Genomic DNA, 22,003 nt, shown 5'->3' on the forward strand with positions numbered 1-22,003 from the left:
TTTAAGATAAGTAGATTATACCACTCCTTGGAAGATAATTCCAATTTTTCAATAAGCCAAAAATGAAATTTTGGTGAATTTTTATATGGATGCTGACAGAAATCAATTATTCAGGAATCTTCCGTATGCATAAGGCTCACGGTAATCATATCTTCCGGTGCAGATTCCTGTACGTTCGTTTGCTGCATGTATGATGACTCCGTCACCTGCGTATATAGCCACGTGGTTGACATAATCACCAGAAGCGTAGAATACGAGATCTCCCGGCTGAAGCTGATCAAAGCTTATGCTCTCTGCATTATCAATCTGATCTCTGGAAGTTCTTCCTGTTGTTATGCCGAAGTACTTGAAAACCTGTTGGACAAATCCGGAGCAGTCGGCACCGTCAGTAAGTGAAGTTCCACCAAATATATATGGATTGCCAAGGAACTGCTTTGCATAGCTGATGAGAGCCTGACGACTTGCTGTGGTTGCGATAGTCGGAAGCGAAGCAGTATTAACAGCTGTTTTCACTGCAGCGGATACAACAGAGACAGTCTCGGAGGATGGCGCTTCGTTTACAGCAATGGCACTGTCATCGGATGCTGAACCTGTACCTGTACTCTGTGCACTGTTTATAATCGAAGATACCATGTTGCTGACGCCCTGCGCCACTGTGGTGATGTTTGTCTTGAAAACACTGAAATCATCTACATCATCCACAACCTCCAAAAGGCTCTCGCTTTCGGAAGACCCCGCAGTTTCTTTCAGTGTCTCTCCGGCGCTTGAGGTTTTTGCTTCGGTGTACTGTTCGGTAACGACATTGGACCTGGTCTCGTCGATACTTGTGATGTTGTATTCGGGTATCATGGATCCGTCTGTCAGAGCAGATACATCTTCATCTGATGTGATACCGAGCTCGGAATCATCTACAGGAACATCTCCTATCTCGAGTAAAAGCTCATCCTCGGAAGCTGCGGTTGATGATGCAGCTTCCGAGGATATCGCTTCATCGGCGTAAGCAGTAAATCCCGGAGTCACGGTTCCGGCGGATATGGTTATTGCTGTACATAAAGCTATATATTTATATGTAAATTTTTTCAAAGTCTCTCCTAATGTAAATAATTAAAAATAAAAGTGGCGAATGTGCAAATAGTAAATGTTTTAATTACATTACTATGGTAGCACACTCGCCACTGACTAATCTCTGTTAATTGTTTACGTTTTGTTTACCGGACTTATACTGCACTCATGAATAGAACGAATCTATACCGTCTGCTATGCCCTTTGCCAGAACAGAGACTGTAGCATCGCTGTAATCTGATACTCTGTCACCGAGCTCAAGATCGATGGAAGGGATCTTTGAGTAGCTGGTCTGGGTGAGATCCATCTGCATGGAACCGCCGCTGAATATCTTCACGCCGTTTGAAGAAAGTCCGTTTATGACATTGGTTCCAAGACGGTCACTCTCCTGCCATATGGTTGAAACAGGATACATACTCTTTATACCGTCGGCAACACTCATAAAGAAAGCACCTTTATCCTTCTCTGTGGAGTCGTAGTGGATCGCGATATGGCAGTTTGCGATTTCATTGGCCATGACAGTACGGGCAATGTTATCGAGCTGAACGTCATCACTCTCTCTTATCATGAGAACATTGTAGCCTCTTTCAAGAAGTATAGGCTTCAGGGCCATTGCAACTTTGAGGTTTACATAAGCTTCTGATGTACCGTCTTTCATAGTGGTTCCTGAGGATACTGCGGTTGCCGAGGTACTGCCTGCTGCGGTACTTCCACCGGTAACTTTGGCTGTTCCGTCAGGGTGACAAAGAGTCTTTACTTTTTCTCCGCCCTTTGTACCGTGTCCTGCATTGACACAGATGGTTCTGCCTTTCTTATTGCTGCCGGTTGCGTAGTAAAGAGTTGCTGTGCCGGAATTAATCTTTGAATTGCCGCCGAATTCCCATCCGGTGTTGAATGCAACAGCTTCAGAAGTCTTCTTCTCAACTACTGTAGTTGTAGTGTAATCGGAACTTATAAATGCAGGCTTTCCGTTGTATTCAATACGGCTCCACTCATCACTGCAGCCTGTGCGATGGAAGCTGTCACCTGTTGAAGCTGTGCCGAGTACCGTACCATCGGTGCCGGCGGTCTCTCTTATATTTACGCCATCTGTCGTAATATAAACTGTCTCATCACGATCCTTAAACACTACAGGAGCTGCGGTTGCTGCTACCGTAGTTTCTGCAACTGCAGCAGTCGTTTCCTGCCCTGCATTGGATGATGCAGAGACGTTAGCAGGCTCTGTGTTTGCAGGTACTGTCGGACCGATGCTTGATGTAACAGAATCAAGAGTTGCAGAGGCATTGTTTGACTCACTGTCTGAGAGACTGCCCTCTTCTACAGAAACGGAAGTCTCTGTTTCCGCAAATTCTGATTCATAGGACTTCTTACAGGAACTTAAAGAGACTGTAAGTGCGGCACAGGCAACTGCCGACAATACAATTGTTTTTTTAAAATGTCTTTTCATACTTAACCTCACTCTAATACGCTTAAACAGCGGAATAAACAGATTTAATCGTCCGGAATGCAGTGTGGCACAGGTTGTGTCTGCTGTATCGTCGTCGGCTGGGAATGCATAGCCATCCGGATCATAAAACAGTTTTGGATGAAAACTACTATAACGATGTTTGCTGTTATCGGGCAATAAATAAAGAATTAAAGTTTTCTGTCAATTGTTCATAGAAAATATCTGATTTATGGTTTGCAATGTGCTTCGCATCATCAGTGAGTGGCAAATACTTTTGCCACTCACTGATGATGTGGGAATCAAAAATTCACTGCTTAAATCCATCCGCCGTCGAACTGGATAATCTGTGCTGTCAGGTAAGCCGGCGCCCGGGCAATAAGATATACAAACTCTCCTACTTCTTTCGGAGTCGCCATCCTGCCATAAGGTATCTCGTCTTCAACTGCCGCCCGGTCTTCTTCTGCCATCCATCCGTTCATGTCTGTATCCACACAACCGATGGCGACTGCATTTACAGGTATATGGTTAGGCGCAAGCTCCTTGCCAAGTGCCCTGGTAAAAGCATTAACAGCGCCTTTGGTGAGACTGTAAACCGACTCCATGGAGGCACCGCATACTCCCCATACGGAAGAAATGTTTAAAATGCGTCCGCTGCCGGTTTTGAGCATATATGGAATAACCGCACGGGTTAATCTGAACATATCGGAAACATTGGCACTCAGCATGGTACTGAGTTCATCGTCAGTTACGTCCTGGCAGAGATTGAAGGTGGAAATGCCGGCATTATTTACAAGTAGGATTTCATCGGAATCCTGCTGTGTTTCTACGGCCGGGTTATGACTATCGCCAGAGGTATCACGAGAGGATTCATCAGAATGTTTATTCGAGATATCATCTTCTGTCAGAACCGGTACAGAGGCATCCAGATCTATCTTAAGTGCCGACTTCAGAACTTCATCGGTGATTGCTCCGTGAACCGTTGTGACTTCTGTAAAGTTTCGAAGCTGCCCGGCAACTTCTTCCAAAAGGTCAAAATTGGAGCGACAGTTAATGATGAGTCTGTAGCCTTTTTGTGCCAATATATCTGCCGTTGCTCTTCCCACTCCGCGGGACGCACCGGTTATGATAGCTGTTTTCATATATAATCTCCTACGTTCATGACATCGGCCCGTTGTGATATCGATTCATCCCGGGGCGACATTACGTGTCAGGGGTTAATGGAAAGCCTGACACAAGAATCATTTCGTTTCAGTGTATATAATAGCACATGATGAAAGTCACAAAAGTAGCAAAGCAGCAAAAAAGACGCCGGCCTGAGAGGTCAGCGTCTGTATCTTTGAGATAAAATATGGATTATGGATAATTATGACTGCGTTGCACCTGCGACCTCAACAGTTTTTTTATCGGACTTGGCATTAATGAAAAGAACTGCAACTCCGATAACTACTCCTACGATTGAGCTTGCGATATCAGGGAAGATAAAGCACATAGCTGCAACGAAGGATACTGCTCTCTGCCATGCCGGCATGGTTGTGTGGAAGTATCCCGATACTGTGATGGCAAGGAAGAATGTTCCAACCAAAAGCTGTGTACCGGCGATAAGGATCTCCACAGGTGTTCCGATGAGCAGAACTGCAGGGTTGTAAACAAATACAAATGGTACAAGGAAACCAACAAGTGCGAAGAGCATTCCCTTGAGACCTGTCTTCATGGCATCACCGTCTGCGATACCTGCTGCTGTGTATGAAGCTACGCAGACAGGAGGTGTGATCTGAGCCATGATACCAAAGTAGAATACAAACATATTGGCAACGAGTGGCTCGATTCCAAGTGAACGAAGTACCGGTACGAAGAGGATAACACCTACAAGGTAAGCCGCAACTGTAGGAAGAGCCATACCGAGAAGCATACATCCGATCATAGCGATAAGAAGTGCAAGGAAAAGATAATTTGTACCAAGTGAACCGATCAGTGAAGAAAGGTTGGTTGCAAGTGATGTCTGTCCTGTTACAACATTGATGATGATACCGCATGCTGCAGTAGGAATGGCGATCTCAGCAGCCTGCTTTGCACCGTTGATGCAGCACTTTCCAAGCTCTCTGATGCCGATAAAGTTTCTCTTGTTCGCTACGAAATAGCTTACTACATTACATACAAGGCAAGAGAAGATTCCAACCATACCTGATCTCATAAGTGATGAACCACGGATGATCCAGAAAACAAGAAGTATAACCGGGATAAGCAGGTAAAGTCTTGGAAGGATAGGCTGGTCGATAGAGATCTTTACATCCTCAGAACCACCGGCTTTACTTGCTCTCTTCTTTGCCAGATAAGTTACGAGTACGAATACGCCGAAATAGTAGGCAACGGCAGGAAGAATAGCTGATGATGCAACCTTGAAATAGCTTACGCCAAGCATTTCAGCCATGATAAATGCACCAACACCCATGATAGGAGGCATGACCTGTCCACCGGTTGAAGCTACAGCCTCAATGGCACCGGCTTCTTCAGGTTCATAACCGATCTTCTTCATCATCGGGATGGTCATAACACCTGTGGTGGAAACATTGGCAACGGCAGAACCTGAAACCATGCCCATAAGTCCTGATGAGATAACGGCTGCCTTTGCAGGACCGCCTGATGACTTGTTGGAGAACTTCATACCGATATCGATAAGAAGCTGTCCACCGCCGCACTCACTGAAGAATACGCCGAATACGATAAAGTAGAAAAGTGATGATGCAGATGTATAAAGAGGTGTTCCGAACACACCTGCTTCTGTCATGGTCATTCCGGTTGTGAACTGGTCAAGCATCTGCTTGAAAGACTTACCCTTTGTGAAAAGGATTCCCGGAAGGTAAGGCGCTGTCCATGCGTAAAGGATAAATACGATGATGAAGCCAAACAGTATATTTCCTAGAGTTCTTCGTACTGCTTCGAGAAGAAGTATGATTGTGATGACCATGGCGATCTTATCAACAGTAGTTACAGGGCTTATGAACTGTACGAAGTCACGAAGTCTTGAATACTGAGATACGGTGTACCAAAGCATATAGAAGATTCCGGCAAAAGAAAGAACATCGATGTAATTGAGGAATGCCCATTTATTAAGCTCTTTTTCATCAGGTGTTCTTCCTGCTGCCTCAGCCTTCTTTGTAACAGATTTACGATATTTTTTATCGATAGGGTTGTATAAAAATACAACAAACAGAGCGAGCACCAGGTGCAGAGGGCTTTGAAGCATAGGTGTGAGCTGCTTAATGAGCGCCAGATACATCTGAAAGCCGAAGAACGCTATAGTAACTATAACTATGGCGATTTTGCGTAAGTCAATCTTATGTTCCGTCATTTGTGTAACCTTTCTATTATTAATGTCAGCCCGTTGGAATTTCGCTTCGCGAGGGGCTGACATTATTTGTCAGGATTTATAAAAACCTGAAATATAGAGATCAAATCTGATGATATATCAGTCTACAGAGTAACCCATCTCCTCATAGTAGCGACGTGCGCCCTCGTGAAGCTGAACACCTGTAAGTGTTGATGTGCCTGCTGTCTCAGGGTTGAAGTAAGACATAGAAGCTACTGCATCACCAAGCTCTGAAGCATTTTCACAAACAGCCTTTGTAAGAGCGTAAGCAAGATCAGCGTCCATTGATGCTGGAACAAGGATGCACTGCTGTGAACCAACAGTCTTGATGTCTGTGTCCTGACCGTTCCATGTGCCGGCATCTACTGTGATGTAGTCATAACCCATGCCTGCAAGCTTCTCAAGAGTTGAATCTGCAAGCTGAATGTCTACCATGTCGTGTGTAAGGCAAAGCTCTGTTGTGTTTGACTGACCTGCACCGATGTGGTCGATGGTCATATCATAGATATCATCCTGAAGACCTGACTTGATAGCGTCTCCACCTGTCTTCTCAACAGTGCCGCCCCATGACTGGATATCGTCAAATGTAACGCCGAGAGCCTCGAATACCTTCTCTGCTGAAAGCTCACCAAGAGTACCGTCTTTCTTGATAACGATCTTTACAGGATACTTCTGCTCTACAAGCTCCTCGAGTGTGCTGATGCCTGTCTTATCAACGAATGCCTTTGTGAACATAACATTGATGAAGTCATGACCAAGACCACCTGCAAGACATGCGATGTCTTCTGTCTTCTCGTTGCCGAGGATTCCGTCCTCGAATGACCACTTGGCAGGTGCTGAGTTTGACATAACGATATCGCACTGTGCACCGCCGTTAACGATGATAGGAGCACCAACGCCTCCCGGTGAAGTTGTTGTGATGTTAATGGTTGAGTTTGCAGGAAGACCCTTGAGCATTACTGTCTGAAGTGCTGCTGCATAGTTGTAAGCTGCTGTTCCGACTTCCTGAGCTGCAAATGTAAGCTGTACAGGATCTGTAAGCTCTCCGCCGGCAGTTGCTGCTGCTGTTGTCTCAGCTTCCTTGCTCTCGGCAGCTGCCTCTGTAGCCTTCTGCTCTGCAGGAGCTGCTGTAGTTGCGGTTGTGCTTCCGGATGAACCGCATCCTGCAAGTCCCATGGTCATCATTGCTGCAAGCCCTAAAGCCAACATCTTGTTCAGTCTCATAATAGTGTTTCCTCCTTGGGTTTTCCCCACACGTTTTCTTAATTTGATACAAGAATTGTATTGGTATTTGAACATTGCAACAACAAAGTGCACAAAACATCGAGTTGCAAAATGAAACAAAAATTGGAAATAAATAAAATCACACAAAAAAACAGCCAAAAATGTTTCAAATGGAAACAGATTGACTGTTTTATCACAAACATAAAGATAATTTGTAGATGCAAGGGTTAAAAGTACCAAATCACGTGCTTGCACGTTAATTTGAGACCTTATGACCCTACCGAACACAAATGTGTGCGTTGACGTTAATCCGTGAGTGGCAAATACTTTTGACACTCACGGCATTACATGTTGTTTATTTAGTCGGGAAGGAATAGAAGCAGTGCTTCATCAGAAAACAAATCCGAAGTCGAACTTATCTCCTGCCGCAAGAATACTATCCCCGGCTTCCGTTACCTCGAAGCTTGCTCCATCCCAGCCTTTTATACGGATGATGCCTTTGATGGTTTCGTCATTTGATTCAAATGAATATTCATCGTTGGTCTTTTTTGTAAAAGTTCCGAAAATCTCTCCCACTCTGTAAAGTGAGACGATGGCTTCATCCTCGTTCTCCCAGCCCTTTCTCATGATAAGTGAACTGTAGACATTTCCTGTACCCTGATTGTCAACATATGTTCCGTAAATGTTTCTTTCAGGCATATTGAAGTCCTCCCCCTTTATCCGGGCGAGCTCAGAAGCAAGAATAACGCATCTGTTTTCTGTTATTTCCCGAAGGAAAGAATTCTCAAGCATGGGATACATACTGCCGCCATCTTCTCGGCGACCTAAGTTGTCTATTACAACCTCTTCCTTCATGGAAATCCAGTTTTGCTCATCCTTGAGAACCCGTTCTTTAGTAGATGCGTCTGCAGAAGCAGAAAACCTTTTCCACAAGCTGTTGAGTTCCTCATCCCAAATCATATATGTGTACCCGGCTGCCATATTGAGCTCAAGCTGAGCCTCACATACTTTAAAAAGTTCATCGTACTTTTCCGTGACCTTTTGAACTTGAGAAAGTTCTTCATTTAGAGATGATGAAGAGGCTGAAGCTCCGGCAATATCCTGCTTGATGTCATCAGTGAAATCATGGTTAAAGATCAGATCCCGGTCCTTGGAATTCCATATGTCTGTGGAATCAGAATCCACATCCCTTTCACTATCAGATGAGTCATCTTCAGAAGAATCCGCTTTGTCATTGTCAGAATCGGTTTCCGTACTCACGTTTTTATTTCCGGTAGATGTATTTGTTCCAATGTTTACATTTTCACTACTGCTCTTTTCACTTTCGGTAACAGTTATGTTAACAGTCTTTTCCTCGTCAGGTTCCGATGCGGATTCCGTTTCCTGTGCGGAAGAATCCGGCGCAGCAGTACTTCCGGCATTTGTTCCGCAGCCTGAAAGAGCCACGGCATTTAACAGAAGACATCCTATAATTATATTTCGTAATCTCATATTCCCCTCCCGATTTCAGACACAAGACGGATCATTCTTGGACGTGTCTGCCACACTGCTATTCTCATCCTCAAAAGGGATGTTACATTTACCATCAAAGTAAGTATGACACCCGAACAACCATTAGTCCATTTTTTCAATTCGATTTAAGAATAAGTTTTTAAAACGAAAAAATTCTTACTATTTGTGAATTACTTCAAAAAAAGTGGCGCCATGTGGCGTCACTTTTTTAAATAATCAGGAGTCTACATCACTTTGGGCAGATTCCACTCATATTTCATCGCAAGGTATCTGAGGATGACAATCAAAACAAATCCTGAGATCACAGAGATGCTTTCATCGGAAGTTAAACCGAATATAAAGGCCATGAGGATACCGCCTGCGATGGAGGCTACGGCGTAAACATGTTTTCTGAGTATGTCCGGCATCTGGTTCGCCATGATATCACGAAGTGCTCCTCCACCGACACCGGTTATGAAGCCGAGAAAAACTATAAGAAACATATTATCCTTGTGACCGGCTTCGATGCCTATCCATATTCCGTCTGCGGTAAATGCAGCAAGACCAAGAGTATCGAACCAGAAAACCAGGGTATCGTACCACTTTACGATCTTCTCCGGTATATGCTTATGCATGGAGAGCCAGATGAACATCACATTGGCAACTATAAAGGCGATGCCTACATAGAACGGATTTCTGAAGGCTCTTGGCGGGATGTCTCCTATGATGATGTCCCTGAGTATTCCTCCACCGCAGGCTGTTGTGATGGCAAGAATGTTTATGCCGAAGATATCCATCTTCTTTTTTACGCCTAAAAAGGCACCGGATATAGCAAAGGCTATGGTACCGACAAGGTCCATTAAGCCAAGGATGGTGATATCCATTGGTAGTTCCTCCGAAAGATAGTATCGATTTCAGTAATGGAGCAAATACTTTTGACACTCACGTCATAACATGATTTTTACATGGAGTCATTTTAGTAAGTCTTATTTTAGGTTCATCGAGAAATGAAATCAATTGTGGTTTAGTTGCCGAGCATTATATTCAGGATTTCTTCATCGGTCGAACGCATGCCTTCTCTTCCCATGCGGCCCACTCTTGCGATAGTTTCCTCGATGTCACTTACAACGAGACCCTCTCCATCCTTGAAATTAAGCCTGTTAACAGCAAGGTCGTACGCCAGGAAGCCCATTGAGATAGATGCTGCAATCTTTGCTGCGCAGGATGACTTGGCTCCGTCGCATACCATTCCGCCAATGGTAGAAATGGAGTTGACAACTATGTTGCCAAGAACTTCCAAAGGCTGCCCTTCGATGTAGGCTATACCTGAAACTGATGCACAGCCTGCGCAGGTGGCACCACAGTAGGCTGAGAGATCTCCGATATATTTTTTCTGAAGAAGTGCGATGAGGTCGGCAAATGCAAGACCTCTTATAAGCTGCTCTTTGCTAATGCCTTTTTCTTTGGCATATACAATGATAGGAACACTGATGGCTATACTCTGGTTGCCTGAACCTGAATTGATAACAACAGGAAGGGCACAGCCATTCATTCGTGCATCACTGCCGGCAGCAGCGTAGGCAACAGCCTTAAAGCGGTAATCATGCTCTCCATACATCTGAAGGTATCTTCTTCCAATCTCAGAGCCGTAGGGATTCTTTATGCCCTCTTCTGCTATTTTGATATTACATTCAATCTGTCTCTCGATGAGTTCATGTACATCCTTCATGTCGAAACAGTTTACAAACTCATAAATTGACTTTAAGTTGAGAATGGAATTGTCGTTCTTAAGAAGGTTGAGAGAAGGATTGGATACAAGAACTTCACCATTCTTCTCGATTCTTGTTATATAGGTATGCTTCTCTGAAATTTCTACAAGAGCGCTATCGGAACCTGCGAAAACTTCTGCCCTTATGTAAAGATTGTCCTTGCCGGTTACGAGATGGCAGTGACAGAGATCCTGCTTGAGAAGACCGTCAAGCTGTGCGATCTCATCCTCTGTGACTTTGCTTACAACTTCGAGTTCCAGAGAAGGATCGCCGAAGGCTGCACCAAGGATGGATGCAACTTCAAGCCCTCTTCTTCCACCGGAATTCGGAACCGTAACGGCTTTTACATTTTTAATGATATTGCCGCTGCAATAGAGCTCAATCCTTTCCGGCATCCTGCCCAGAACTTCACGGGCCTTTGCATTGGCATAAGCAACAGCGATTGGCTCGGTGCATCCCATGGCAAGTCTGAGTTCTGATGTAAGTAATGTTATAAAAGCGTCATAAATTTTCTTTTCCATTTATTATCTCCATTAGCGGAATGTTAGCTCATTGATATTATGAGTCAAGGTACAAATGCCTATCCCACAAATCAAGCTTGCTTGAGAGTGGGGGAGAGACTCTATGATCCGCATCATCAGTGAGTACCAAAAGTATTTGCCACTCAAAAAAAATCTGTGTTTAAGGGGAGCGTCAGTCCCATGAAATATCAGGACTGACGCTTATATCAAATATTGAATTATTTCTGTTTTTTAGCGTAGAAGTAAACAAGGATAGGAATAATAACATATCCGATGAACATTGATACTATTGCAAAGTAGTTAAGGCTTGTGCCGGCCTCTGTAGTTGTCGAGAAGCTGCCTGCCCAGTTGAACTTGAAAAGAAGAAGTGCTGTAAGTACAAGTGAAAGTACAGAAACCACAACATCGGTTGTGAAGTTCTTCTTTGCTGTCTCAACAGTAGGATTCTTGGTATTTCCGTAGTAGAACATGATAACCGCGATAGGTACGAGAATGAACTGTACGAAACGTGCAATGGTTGAAATGATCATGATACCTTTCATGTCATAAGCAAATGCCATAGGAATCACGATTGCGAATAATGTTGTAATGATGAAAGCATTAACAGGGATATCCTTTGCGTTTCTCTTTGCAAATACTGAAGGAACCTGCTTTCTGTGAGCCATAGCCTCGAGAAGTCTTGGTGTGTGGAATGAAGAAGCCACGTTGATACCGAACATTGAAACAAATGCACCGATGACAACGATATTCTTGATGACAGGATTCTGGAAAACGTCTGCAAGGACAACTACTGATGAACTTGTCACCATGGCAACAGGATCGATCATCATGGCTGTAAGGATGATTCCGAAGTAGATGGCTGCAACTATTCCAATGGCAACAGGGATAGCTCTTGGAAGGTTTTTCTCAGGCTCTTCCATATCTTCTGCTCCACTGGCAACACTCTCAAATCCTGTGAATGCATAGAAAGCAGCAACAAGTGCTGTTACGAAATTGGTTGTTGTCATCTCAGGTACAACCTTGATGCCGTCAGCATTAACAAGAGCATCAACTTCTGCCATGTGGTTACCTGTCATCATGGCAATAACTATGCCGGCAAGAATTGCGATTACGAGAGCAACGCATTTACCGATGGTTGAAAGGTTTGAAACCAGTGAGAAAATCTTAGTTCCCATGACATTTACAATGAAGAGAACGATCATAAGGATAATGAATCCGACGGTCTGCATGCCGAAAGTGATATCAGCTGACGAATATCCGAAGATCTGAAATGCTGTCTTGATAACGCCGGTTGCCATAACGCCCCATGCGATACTTGCAGAAACAAATCTTGTGATTCCTACATAGAGACCTGCATCATCTCCGAAAGCTGTTCGTACATAAGCGTAGGCAGCACCACTCTCTTTTGTGTACTTACTTGCACTTGCAAAGGTGAGAGCAAGGATTACAGCGAAAATAGCGGCACATATATAAATGAACGGTGCCATACTTCCTGACTGCTTTGCGACTCCTCCGGGTGAAAGGAATATACCCGTTCCGATGATTGAGTTGATGGTCAGCATAACAATGGACCAGAATTTAAGTTTTGTTTTTTGTTCCATGACTATCTCCTTGAAAAATTTCTATACTATCAGGTTGAAGGGCGATGACTATCTCCTTGAAAAATTTCTATACTATCAGGTTGAAGGGCGATGACTATCTCCTTGAAAAATTTCTATACTATCAGGTTGAAGGGCGATGTTCTGTCCTTTTATTTCGATGAGCGCACATTGTTCGAAATGTGTGCAGGGTTTTGCTCAATCAGAGCAGTTTCAATACAAAGAATTATGTGTCTGATGTCCGCATAAAACAGATATATCACTTGCACTGCTCAACCAGTGTCTTGAAGAGATTGAGCATATGTTCGTTAGTTGCATGCATCATTTCAGGATGCCACTGTACTGCCACGATGAACTTCGCGTTCTTGTGCTCAAGTCCTTCGATAGCGCCGTCCGGAGCCGTTGCGGATACTATGAAATCCTCTCCGACACTTTTAATAACCTGATGATGGAATGAATTGACTGCGATACGGTCTTCGCCGAAGATTTTGTGAAGCTTTGTTCCTTTTGTGATAGTTACATGGTGACTTGGCATGTCAGGAGTATGTCCCTGATTGTGCTTTAAAGCGTTATCCATTTCACTTAAATCCTGATAAAGCTTTCCGCCCTCTGCGGTGGCTATTATCTGGGATCCTCTGCAGATACCGAGAATCGGCATGTCTTTTTCTTTTGCCTCTTTGTAAAGGGCGTAATCAAATTCGTCACGTTCGGGACATACACCGCCAAGTCCTCGGTGAGGCTCTTCACCGTAGTTTAACGGATAAACATCCTGTCCTCCTGAAAGAATCAATCCATCGCAAAGAGAAAGAGCTGTTGATACTGCTTCTTTATCTCTGGACATGGGAATCATGATAGGGATTCCTCCTGCTGCAAGAACTGATCTTACATAATCCCTGTTAACATAAGATCTGTGATATCCCGGAAACATTCCACCTTCATCTATGATAATGCTGGTAGAAATACCGATAATTGGTCTGTTCACTGTTTTATCTCCTTTCAACGTATGATGTGAGATTCAAAGGTATCCTTACAGGAATTTTGTCAGGATAGACCCTTGATTTCTACATCTTTGGATATGTTTAAGACTATACATATCCTTTCGTGTTCACAAACAATTGAATGTAGTGTATCAGAATAAAAACAGATTGACAAAAATATGACAGTTTCATGCGGTGAAACTTTTATGCTAAAAGTATCATGAAAATTGACATAATGGCTTGTGGAGACTATTATTAAGCTTACAATCAACGTAATTGCAAAAATTGCGTTGATTGTTCAATTTTGATGAAACAAAATAAGAGCGTGCTATGAAAGGCGCATAAAGAAATGCAGGAAATACTTAATGAAATAGGCGAAAAGATCAGATTGTATCGAAAGAAACAAAGGCTGACTCTTGATGATTTGGCTAAAATCATTTGCAAAAGCAAGGCCACTGTTTCCAAGTACGAAAAAGGTGAGATATCCATCGATATCTCCACACTGTATGACATAGCTTCGGCACTTGAGGTAAACATTGAACAGTTGCTTTATGAAAAGCCGGTACATAATAATGAATATAGTGGAAGCAAGATTCCACACTTTTTCAGAGACCTCACACATTTTTACGGTTACTGGTATGACGGACGTTCCAATTCTGTTCTCCGAATGCGTTTTGATGTAAGTCATTCGGATGTGGAAAATCAGCAGAAACTTATGGGATATCTGAATTTCTCGGATTATGAACATTATCCTATATGTGAGAATACATATTACGGAACCATCGAGCATTTTGATGCCCTGAGCAATGTCCAGCTGATAAATAAGCATTTCCCGTTAGAAAAAGTCAGTATTCAGATACTGGCAACGTCTTTGGATTTTACTTATAAATGGGGACTCTGGCAGGGGCTTTCAACGAGACCTCTTATGCCTATGGCCACAAAGATGATCATCTGCCGGGAAAGGATGAAAGAGGACGAGGAACTCATAAATATGCTGAAGATATCAAAGGAAGATATACGGCTTTTGAAACATTATAACATGTTGACGGTATTGTGACGTGAGTGACAAATACTTTGTCACTCACGTCATTTTACAGGTATATGAATTCTGTTTTCAGATGACTGGTTCCCGCCGTGATATCGTAAACACACATCGGTATCGTGGTTTTCGGATATATCAGGCTGGTGTTAGGTTCAGGAACCAGCAGATCCTCTCTTCCGTTTCCTTCCAAAGAATGAACGGTGCAGAACAGATCATCATATGATGGGATGACAACTGAAGGGGCAGATGTCTCCTGACTTTCAACATTTTTCATAGTTTTGTCATCTATAAAATGATGGGGCAGGGATTCCTCTTTGAAGCAGGACTTATCGGGAATCGCAAATCCGCAGTCGCAGGCTTTTATCAAAACTCCATCGTAAAGTGTTTTATCAACATCTACTATATGTTCTCTTGTATGCCCGGTTTCTGTCGGTATCAGCACCGTGGTTACGTTAATTCCTCTCACGGGACTCCATCGCATCTCGATATGTTCTTTATCTATGACGTAGTCCGGTTCAGTCATATTTTTTGTGTAAACAAAACCGTCTATAACAAATGCCAGAGTGGAGTCCGGAGCATTTTCCTGAAGGTTCATGTTTGATCGGGCAATGCTGAAGCCGAATCTGCTGCTGTAGGCGAATTTAGAATACTTCTCCACGTTATGACTGTGTCCTTCGTGGTTGGTCTTTCCGGGAACCAGTGCCACCACATGATTGCAGACCCCATCCTTATATCCCCGCTGCAGGAGCAAGGGAACATGAGGGAGGAATAATGAATCAGCGATGTCTTTAGAATCGGATAAATCCCCGGGGGTCTTTGTGACATTCCAGAGCTCGTCTTCATCCTTTAGCGAAAGATAGAAAAATGCCTGAAGTCCCCAATATGGTGATCCCGGAGCATTATAACTCTCCGACATCTGAAGATTCGGGTAGCCGTAGCCTATGGAGAGGATTCCGGCATTATCAAATACCGGACGGTTCAGCCACCAGTGAAGGTTTTTGGAAATCAGCGAAAGCATCTCTTCCTTCGGGATTGGTTCTACATTGGTCTGCAAACATGTGGCCCAAAAGGCGCTTTGTGCGAAACGGTAGGTCATGGAACGCCCATAGGGGAAGCAGGCACCGTTGTCATCAAAGAAGTAACGGTAGTCTTTTCCGAACTTCATGGCACGGTCATAGAAACGCTGGCATCTTTCAGGATCTTCATCCTTCATGAAATCACGGTAGATGAGACCGAAGCTCAGCATCACAAATGGATTGTAGTAGTCTTTGTCTCCGCCGTTTCCGTCATTGTACCAGCCGCCGCCTGCGTAATAGTCTTCGATCATACGCAGTCCTGACTCCATATTTTCCTGACTGTATGTCAGGCCACTGACCTTTAGTGCAAGGTTTGTGATGATCTGGAAGAACTGCCAGTTGCAGGCGCAAAGGTTGTGACGATTGCATTCGTTAAGCCATTCTGTGAGATTGAGTTTGACATTCTCCGGCAGAGGGTCAAAGAAAAATTCAGGGGCGTAAAGCATAGCGAAGCCTATAGCCGGCATCTCGCAGAACTTCTGGTCGAAGTCATGACAAATCCCCCAGTATTCAGGTGACTCTGGTTCAGTTCCGGAAGTTATGCCTTTCTGATAAATAAAAATCAGTTGAGCTATCTGAGTAAGACCGGAACCGGGCACGTCATGACATGAGTAAGAATTAGTTGTTTTATCAAGTTCTGAACAATCAAACCCGAGAGAAGATTCATCTGATTTATTATGACTTATCAGATGAATCAGTCTTTTTACTTCTTGCTTCTCTTCTTCTCTGAGGCCGGCAACCAGTGGTACAAGTCCCCAAAGCGGTCTTGCGAATGCCTCCATTTCCTGAGAAGAAAGCTCGTAGTGAGTTCGTGTATCACCGATACGGAGTCTTGCACATTTCTCGGAATAAAATGGGATGAGTGGTTCAAGCATCTTTAAAAGGATGTTCTGAGCTTCTCGCTTATTCATAAAACTGTTTTGTTTGATGTTTTGGAATAGGTTCATGATATAATCCACCTGTTTTAAGACTTTTTCAATTATTCTTATATCCGAAATTAGGAATCTTCTCCCATCTTCCCTTCAGGAAATGAGCAGCCATTTTAGGTCGGCGCTCTCTCGTGAAGACGCCCTTTCTGTTTCCATCAGCCCTGTACACTCCCTGGATAGTGCCGAAATCCGCAAAAGCCCAGCATTGCTCTCCCATGAAGAAATCACGCTTGTCGAACTCTGCATCTATACGGCGATAGTACTCTGCCTGAAATTCCTCTGTCCACATCTCAGCGACTGTCCCGTGAAGGCCCGGTAAAGTATCACAACCGTACTCAGTCACCATAACAGGCTTTTGCTGTTCTTCCCAGAAATCAAGTTCCTTGTTCCAGGCGTAAATTGCGCTGTCAAGATCTCCCGACAGGTTGTACCATCCATAATAGCGGTTGATGCACACTACATCCATGGTTCTTGTGACGATGTCGCGGGTGTAGTCATTTTGACAGCAGACGAAGGTCACCGGACGATTCTGAGGATCCAGTTCATGGGTGTACTCATAAAGCTCATGCCAGTAGTCGTAGGCAGATTCCGGGAAGTTTTCGGTGTCAGGTTCGTTGCCCATGGACCACATGATAACTGAAGGGTGATTCTTGTCCCTTTCCACAAGATCTCTCAGTATCGACTTGTGATAATCCTTTATTGGGAAGGTGTAGGGATCCACAACTCCGCCTCCGGCGATACCAACAGCCGGTGTTTCATCAATGATTACGATACCCTCTCTGTCACAAAGCCTGTACATCTCTTCTGCATAAGGATAGTGACTTGTACGGAAACTGTTGGCGCCGATCCAGTGAAGAAGGCTAATGTCTTTGACATTAAGTCCCTCATTGATGCCGCGACCTGAAATATAGAAGTCTTCATGCTTTCCAAACCCCTTGAAGTAGAAAGGCTTTCCGTTTATAAGGAATTTTGTGCCGGACACTTCCACGGTTCTGATACCGAATTCTTCAGTATATTCATCATCCCCGAAAGTCACTTTGAGTCTGTAGAGATAAGGATCTTCCGGCCATGGATTCCAGAGACGGGCGTTTTCGATGCGAAGAGTTCCTTCGGCACCTGTACCGCCGGTGACAACACTGCCCCCCCGATCGAGAACTTCAACCTTGATATTTGAATCGTGACAGTTTGCCTTTTCTTTTGAAGAAATCTCTACACTATAATGAACCACGCCATCTTTCCCGTCGAGTTCCGGGACGATGGTTACATCCTTTATATACTCCATTGGAGTTGTATATACAGACACATGACGATTGATTCCGGCGTAGTTAAAGAAGTCAAAATTAGGCAGATTTACGATGCCGCGATGCTCCTTTGCCATCTGTACGGCAGGAACCTGAGCATTGTCGGAACCAAAGAAGGCAGTGCCGTCTTCATTGCCCATGGGGAGGGTGTGATGGTCTACACGGTTGTTGCAGGATACAGTGATGCGGATTTCTTCACCGGGAGTGATAAGGCCGGTAATGTCTTTTTCAAAAGGAAGAAAACCTCCACGGTGAGACATTATCACGGTTCCGTTAAGCCAGACAGTGCTGTCATGGGCAACTGCATCAAAGCGAAGGAAGATACGCTGTCCCTTGAAGAAGCCGGGAACAGTAAAGGTTTTCTCATAGTAGGCTTCTCCTGTATGATTTCTGTATTTCTGATCCTCACGCTGGTCGTTGTAGGATGCGGGAACGTAAAGCTCCTCTGCATCATCCGGAAAGCCTGTCTCCCAATGCTCCGAACTGGCAGAACCATCGTCAATTTTGAATTTCCAAAGGCCGTCAAGCTTCATGACGGCACGGGATTTATTTTCTATAGGATATAACATAATTGCTCCATTCCTCTAAAAATCATCACTTCACCAGTATATATTCCATTCGGGATTGCTGAGTCTGGTCAATGCTTCCATATAGTAGTAGTCACCCCAGATGATGCACTCGTCCACACCCTCTTCCGTGCAGGTATTGTACGGAGTTTTTTTGCTGTAGGTTCCGTGAAGTATCTGACCGTTTGACTGTTCACTGTCAGTCACACGATATCCGTCATACAGTGCCTTCATAAACTTCCTTGCTATGGAGCTGTAGTATGCGGCATCCTTTTCATTCATATACTTTGACATCTCAAGCATACCGCAGGCTGCGATGGCAGCGGAACTTGAGTCACGTGGTTCTGTAATTTCATCGCCATCTCCAAAGGTCAGATCCCAAAAAGGAATGATATCCTTTGGAAGATGATTAAGGAAATAGGTAGCTATTCGCTTGAAATATTCGATGTACTCTTCTCTCCCGGTGTACTTATAGGCTACTGCGGTACCGTAAATTCCCCATGCCTGACCTCTTGCCCAGGCAGATCCGTCTTTATAGCCCTGACAGGTGGAGCCATGGGAGAACCCGCCGGTTTCGGGATCGAGGAAAACCGTGTGCCATGTGGAGTCATCCTCACGAAGGATGTACTTCATGGTGGTATGGATGTGCTTTTCGGCTATATCCCGGTATTTAGAATCTTCGGTGGTTTCTGAAGCCCAATACAGCAGCGGCAGATTCAAAAGACAGTCGATGATGAAACGATAATTCTTAGGATCATCCATGGAGCCCCATGCCTGAAGAAATTCACCTACGGGATGAAATCTTTTTACAAGCTGCTCTGCTGCAAGAATGGCAGCTTCCTTTGCCTTTTCGGAACCTGTAAGCTTGTATGCCGCAACGCAGGATGGACTGAAAAGAAATCCCATGTCGTGGTTGTCGACATCATATTTTTGTGAAATACGGTTATGGAAAGAATCAACCTGTGTGAGACCGGCATGTCTGAAAGCAGTCTTGTCTTTCAGCTCAGCTGCATTTTCATAAGAAAGCCATATCTCTCCTGTCCAAAAACCCGTGGTCCAGTTTTTGTTTTCTCCCGGTTTGTAGAATCCATCAAAGCTTGCGGGACCCGGAAAATGATCTGTGAAATCAGTAAGGTTCTTTTCAACCTGTTTTACAGAAAAGTCTAAGGCCTGTTTTACTTCTGTTTCTGTTATTTCTTTATATTGAGCGATATCCGCTTCTGTGATCCATCTGGACATATATAAGGAATCCTTTCTTTGTTGTGATTTGAGTGTCAAATACTTTTGACACTCATCGATGATGCGCACTGATAGATGATTGCTTTATCTTAAAAAATTCGAAAGAAACCGAAGTATATCTATACCCTTAAGCAGGTAATGTCTCAGGTATACCTTCGGTTTCTTTTTGATAGAGGAGAATCTATGAGAAAGCATCAGAGAATGATGCTGTTCTTTTCGTTATTATCCCTTTACGCCTGAGCTTGCGATACCTGCTACGAAATACTTCTGAAGTGACAGGAATACGATAAGTACAGGGATAAGGCTGATGCAGGATGCTGCCATGATTAAGCCGTATTCTGCTGAATACTGTGATATGAACATCTTGAGACCGATCTGGAGAGTTTTCTTGTTCTCTGATGTGAGGTAGATCAATGGTCCAAGGAAGTCATTCCAGGTATTTACGAAAGTGAAAATCGTAAGGGTCGAAAGTGCCGGTTTTGAAAGTGGAAGCATGATGCTTGTATAAATCTGATACTCGCTCATGCCGTCGATTCTTGCAGCTTCGCAGAGGGAATCGGGTATACCCTCATAGAACTGGCGCATCATGAAAACACCGAAGGCGGTGAAGGCCTGAAGGATGATGATGGACAGATGTGTGTCTGCAAGTCCAAGCTTTCTCATGAAGAGGAACTGTGGAACCATGTAGGACTGCCATGGGATGGCGATGGTCGCAACGTATGCAAGGAACAGGAAGTCTCTGCCTTTAAATCTGAGCTTCGCAAATGCATATGCCGCAAAGCTTGATGTTAGAAGCTGGAAGAATGTAACTATAAAGGTGAGCTTGACTGTGTTTTTTGTAAATATAAGGAGCGGTATCTTGGTCCAGATATCGAGGTAGTTTCTCCACTGAGGTGTGTAGCCCACCCACTGATAAGGGATAACGAAGATATCCTTGTTGAACTTGAGTGATGCGGTGATCATCCAGATGAACGGTATGAGCATGATACTTGCAAAAACTATAAGGATGAAATATACTAGAGCCTTTCCGATGGCCTGATTCGTTGATTTGCTTTTCATTGTTGGTTTCCTTCTGTTCTATTTGCTTCGGCAGCCTGTTGCACACGAACGTATGCGTTAGCTCTGATCAGTTAGTGGCAAATACTTTGACACTAACATGATTTGAACTGTCATCCGGTATAGTGCTTTGTTTACCGGATGGAGTCATTTGCTTCGGCAGAATGTATAAAAGTGGTAATGTTTCAGGTATTTACAAGTACTGTCAGTCGTTTGCATAATTCTTCTCGCCGCTGAACTGTATGATGGTTATAGTCAGGACGATGGCGAAAAGTACCAGTGAACCAGCACTTGCGATTCCCAGATTCCAGTTACGGAAAGCTTCTTCGTAGATGTAGTAAACGAGAACTATGGCTGACTTATTGATGACACCGTTGCTTCCACCTGCCAGCATGTAGACAATGTCATAAACCTTGAAGCAGTTTATGGTGAGCATGATGATAACGAAGAAAGTGGTTGGTTTAAGCTGAGGTACTGTCACAAATCTAAACTTCTGCCATACATTGGCGCCGTCAAGGCCTGCCGCTTCGTAAAGCTCGGTGTTGATATTCTGAAGACCTGCGAGATAGATGACCATGTAGTAACCCATGTTTTTCCATATTGAAAACATGATGATGGTCATGAGTACTGTTTTCGGAGATGCTGCCCACTTGAGAGCCGGAATATGGAAAATGTTTATGAGGAGCTGATTGATAACTCCGCCCTTTGCAGGGGTGAAGAGCATATTCCATACTGCTGCAACTGCTACGAGTGATGCTACATAAGGGAAGAATGTGACTGTTCTGAAGAAGTTTCTTCCTTTTATCTTCTGATTGAGAAGGATAGCAAGTCCCAAAGCTATGATAAGTGTAAGTGGAACAGTGAAGACACTGTATACTACAGTATTCTTAAGAGATGCCAGAAAACGTTCATCACCGAAGATGGTTACGAAGTTCTGTATGCCTACAAATTTCCATGGATTGCTACCATCCCATTGCATAAATGCCATGATCATGGCAAGAATGATAGGCCCCAGTGTAAAGATGGCGAAACCTAAAAAGTTCGGTGCGATGAAGGAATAAGCTACAAGAGCCTGTCGTATTTTCCTGCGCTTTGCTTCCTGTGCGCCTGTTGCTTCAATAGCTGTTGCGTGTGCTGTCATTATGTGCCTCCGTATTAAGGTATTTTGATACTGCATTCTGATAAAAGAATCATGGTTAATGTTTACGTTAGACATAAGCATTGAGCGAAGCTCCTTTAAAAGAATCCGGTTTCAAATAATGGTGTGGTTATGGGATTTAGTGATTTTCAAAAGAATATGAAAAAAGAAAATTTTAGATAGTTAGAGCTGTCACACTG

The 22,003-nt window shown here is 43.9% G+C and carries 16 protein-coding genes; 1 reads left to right on the plus strand and 15 read right to left on the minus strand.

Annotated elements, in window-relative coordinates:
- Positions 1-102: 102 nt before the first annotated feature.
- The 10 genes from BM294_RS09155 to BM294_RS09200 all read right to left on the minus strand — a co-directional run bounded on the left by BM294_RS09155 (position 103) and on the right by BM294_RS09200 (position 13,461).
- Positions 103-1,083: a C40 family peptidase gene (locus tag BM294_RS09155; protein WP_242944495.1), complete on the minus strand. Its 981-nt coding sequence runs from the start codon at positions 1,081-1,083 to the stop codon at positions 103-105.
- 145 nt (positions 1,084-1,228) lie between these two features.
- Positions 1,229-2,509 (minus strand): N-acetylmuramoyl-L-alanine amidase, encoded by a 1,281-nt coding sequence (locus tag BM294_RS16285; RefSeq protein ID WP_242944496.1) that lies wholly within the window; start codon positions 2,507-2,509, stop codon positions 1,229-1,231.
- A 314-nt stretch (positions 2,510-2,823) separates the two neighbouring features.
- On the minus strand, positions 2,824-3,648 hold the full coding sequence (locus BM294_RS09165) for an SDR family NAD(P)-dependent oxidoreductase (RefSeq protein ID WP_091207245.1): 825 nt from the start codon (positions 3,646-3,648) through the stop codon (positions 2,824-2,826).
- Positions 3,649-3,872: 224 nt separating this feature from the next.
- Complete coding sequence (locus BM294_RS09170) at positions 3,873-5,858, minus strand: TRAP transporter permease (protein WP_091207248.1); 1,986 nt, start codon at positions 5,856-5,858, stop codon at positions 3,873-3,875.
- 117 nt (positions 5,859-5,975) lie between these two features.
- On the minus strand, positions 5,976-7,100 hold the full coding sequence (locus BM294_RS09175; RefSeq protein WP_091207251.1) for a TAXI family TRAP transporter solute-binding subunit: 1,125 nt from the start codon (positions 7,098-7,100) through the stop codon (positions 5,976-5,978).
- A 390-nt stretch (positions 7,101-7,490) separates the two neighbouring features.
- A complete protein-coding gene (locus BM294_RS09180; protein ID WP_091207254.1) occupies positions 7,491-8,591 on the minus strand; it encodes a lysozyme inhibitor LprI family protein in 1,101 nt (366 codons plus the stop codon).
- Between the two features lie 245 nt (positions 8,592-8,836).
- On the minus strand, positions 8,837-9,475 hold the full coding sequence (locus BM294_RS09185; RefSeq protein WP_091207256.1) for a trimeric intracellular cation channel family protein: 639 nt from the start codon (positions 9,473-9,475) through the stop codon (positions 8,837-8,839).
- Positions 9,476-9,615: 140 nt separating this feature from the next.
- Positions 9,616-10,881 (minus strand): L-cysteine desulfidase family protein, encoded by a 1,266-nt coding sequence (locus BM294_RS09190; protein ID WP_091207259.1) that lies wholly within the window; start codon positions 10,879-10,881, stop codon positions 9,616-9,618.
- 218 nt (positions 10,882-11,099) lie between these two features.
- The gene (locus BM294_RS09195; RefSeq protein ID WP_091207261.1) at positions 11,100-12,482 is read right to left on the minus strand and encodes an APC family permease; all 1,383 of its coding nucleotides are present in this window, start codon (positions 12,480-12,482) and stop codon (positions 11,100-11,102) included.
- Between the two features lie 256 nt (positions 12,483-12,738).
- Positions 12,739-13,461 (minus strand): gamma-glutamyl-gamma-aminobutyrate hydrolase family protein, encoded by a 723-nt coding sequence (locus BM294_RS09200; RefSeq protein ID WP_091207264.1) that lies wholly within the window; start codon positions 13,459-13,461, stop codon positions 12,739-12,741.
- A gap of 344 nt (positions 13,462-13,805) precedes the next feature.
- On the opposite strand from BM294_RS09200, the gene BM294_RS09205 reads away from it, so the two are divergent.
- Positions 13,806-14,513, plus strand: a complete 708-nt coding sequence (locus BM294_RS09205; RefSeq protein WP_091207266.1) for a helix-turn-helix domain-containing protein — start codon at positions 13,806-13,808, stop codon at positions 14,511-14,513.
- A 34-nt stretch (positions 14,514-14,547) separates the two neighbouring features.
- On the opposite strand, the gene BM294_RS09210 is transcribed toward BM294_RS09205, so the two are convergent.
- From BM294_RS09210 to BM294_RS09230, 5 genes are all read right to left on the minus strand, one after another.
- Entirely contained in the window at positions 14,548-16,485 is a 1,938-nt protein-coding gene (locus BM294_RS09210; RefSeq protein ID WP_175494615.1) for a DUF2264 domain-containing protein, read from the minus strand.
- Positions 16,486-16,549: 64 nt separating this feature from the next.
- Positions 16,550-18,373: a beta-glucuronidase gene (uidA, locus tag BM294_RS09215; RefSeq protein ID WP_091207272.1), complete on the minus strand. Its 1,824-nt coding sequence runs from the start codon at positions 18,371-18,373 to the stop codon at positions 16,550-16,552.
- A 30-nt stretch (positions 18,374-18,403) separates the two neighbouring features.
- On the minus strand, positions 18,404-19,609 hold the full coding sequence (locus BM294_RS09220; RefSeq protein WP_091207274.1) for a glycoside hydrolase family 88 protein: 1,206 nt from the start codon (positions 19,607-19,609) through the stop codon (positions 18,404-18,406).
- A 222-nt stretch (positions 19,610-19,831) separates the two neighbouring features.
- On the minus strand, positions 19,832-20,668 hold the full coding sequence (locus BM294_RS09225; protein ID WP_091207277.1) for a carbohydrate ABC transporter permease: 837 nt from the start codon (positions 20,666-20,668) through the stop codon (positions 19,832-19,834).
- A 202-nt stretch (positions 20,669-20,870) separates the two neighbouring features.
- Positions 20,871-21,806 (minus strand): carbohydrate ABC transporter permease, encoded by a 936-nt coding sequence (locus BM294_RS09230; protein WP_091207280.1) that lies wholly within the window; start codon positions 21,804-21,806, stop codon positions 20,871-20,873.
- Positions 21,807-22,003 lie beyond the last annotated feature (197 nt).

It is taken from the genome of Oribacterium sp. WCC10 (assembly GCF_900113415.1).
Taxonomy (GTDB): Bacteria; Bacillota; Clostridia; order Lachnospirales; family Lachnospiraceae; genus Oribacterium.

Coding starts and splice junctions, on each gene's coding strand:
- BM294_RS16285 (WP_242944496.1), bottom strand. CDS start 2,509: ATGAAAAGACATTTTAAAAAAACAATTGTATTGTCGGCAGTTGCCTGT.
- BM294_RS09165 (WP_091207245.1), bottom strand. CDS start 3,648: ATGAAAACAGCTATCATAACCGGTGCGTCCCGCGGAGTGGGAAGAGCA.
- BM294_RS09170 (WP_091207248.1), bottom strand. CDS start 5,858: ATGACGGAACATAAGATTGACTTACGCAAAATCGCCATAGTTATAGTT.
- BM294_RS09175 (WP_091207251.1), bottom strand. CDS start 7,100: ATGAGACTGAACAAGATGTTGGCTTTAGGGCTTGCAGCAATGATGACC.
- BM294_RS09180 (WP_091207254.1), bottom strand. CDS start 8,591: ATGAGATTACGAAATATAATTATAGGATGTCTTCTGTTAAATGCCGTG.
- BM294_RS09185 (WP_091207256.1), bottom strand. CDS start 9,475: ATGGATATCACCATCCTTGGCTTAATGGACCTTGTCGGTACCATAGCC.
- BM294_RS09190 (WP_091207259.1), bottom strand. CDS start 10,881: ATGGAAAAGAAAATTTATGACGCTTTTATAACATTACTTACATCAGAA.
- BM294_RS09195 (WP_091207261.1), bottom strand. CDS start 12,482: ATGGAACAAAAAACAAAACTTAAATTCTGGTCCATTGTTATGCTGACC.
- BM294_RS09205 (WP_091207266.1), top strand. CDS start 13,806: ATGCAGGAAATACTTAATGAAATAGGCGAAAAGATCAGATTGTATCGA.
- BM294_RS09210 (WP_175494615.1), bottom strand. CDS start 16,485: ATGAATAAGCGAGAAGCTCAGAACATCCTTTTAAAGATGCTTGAACCA.
- uidA (WP_091207272.1), bottom strand. CDS start 18,373: ATGTTATATCCTATAGAAAATAAATCCCGTGCCGTCATGAAGCTTGAC.
- BM294_RS09220 (WP_091207274.1), bottom strand. CDS start 19,609: ATGTCCAGATGGATCACAGAAGCGGATATCGCTCAATATAAAGAAATA.
- BM294_RS09225 (WP_091207277.1), bottom strand. CDS start 20,668: ATGAAAAGCAAATCAACGAATCAGGCCATCGGAAAGGCTCTAGTATAT.
- BM294_RS09230 (WP_091207280.1), bottom strand. CDS start 21,806: ATGACAGCACACGCAACAGCTATTGAAGCAACAGGCGCACAGGAAGCA.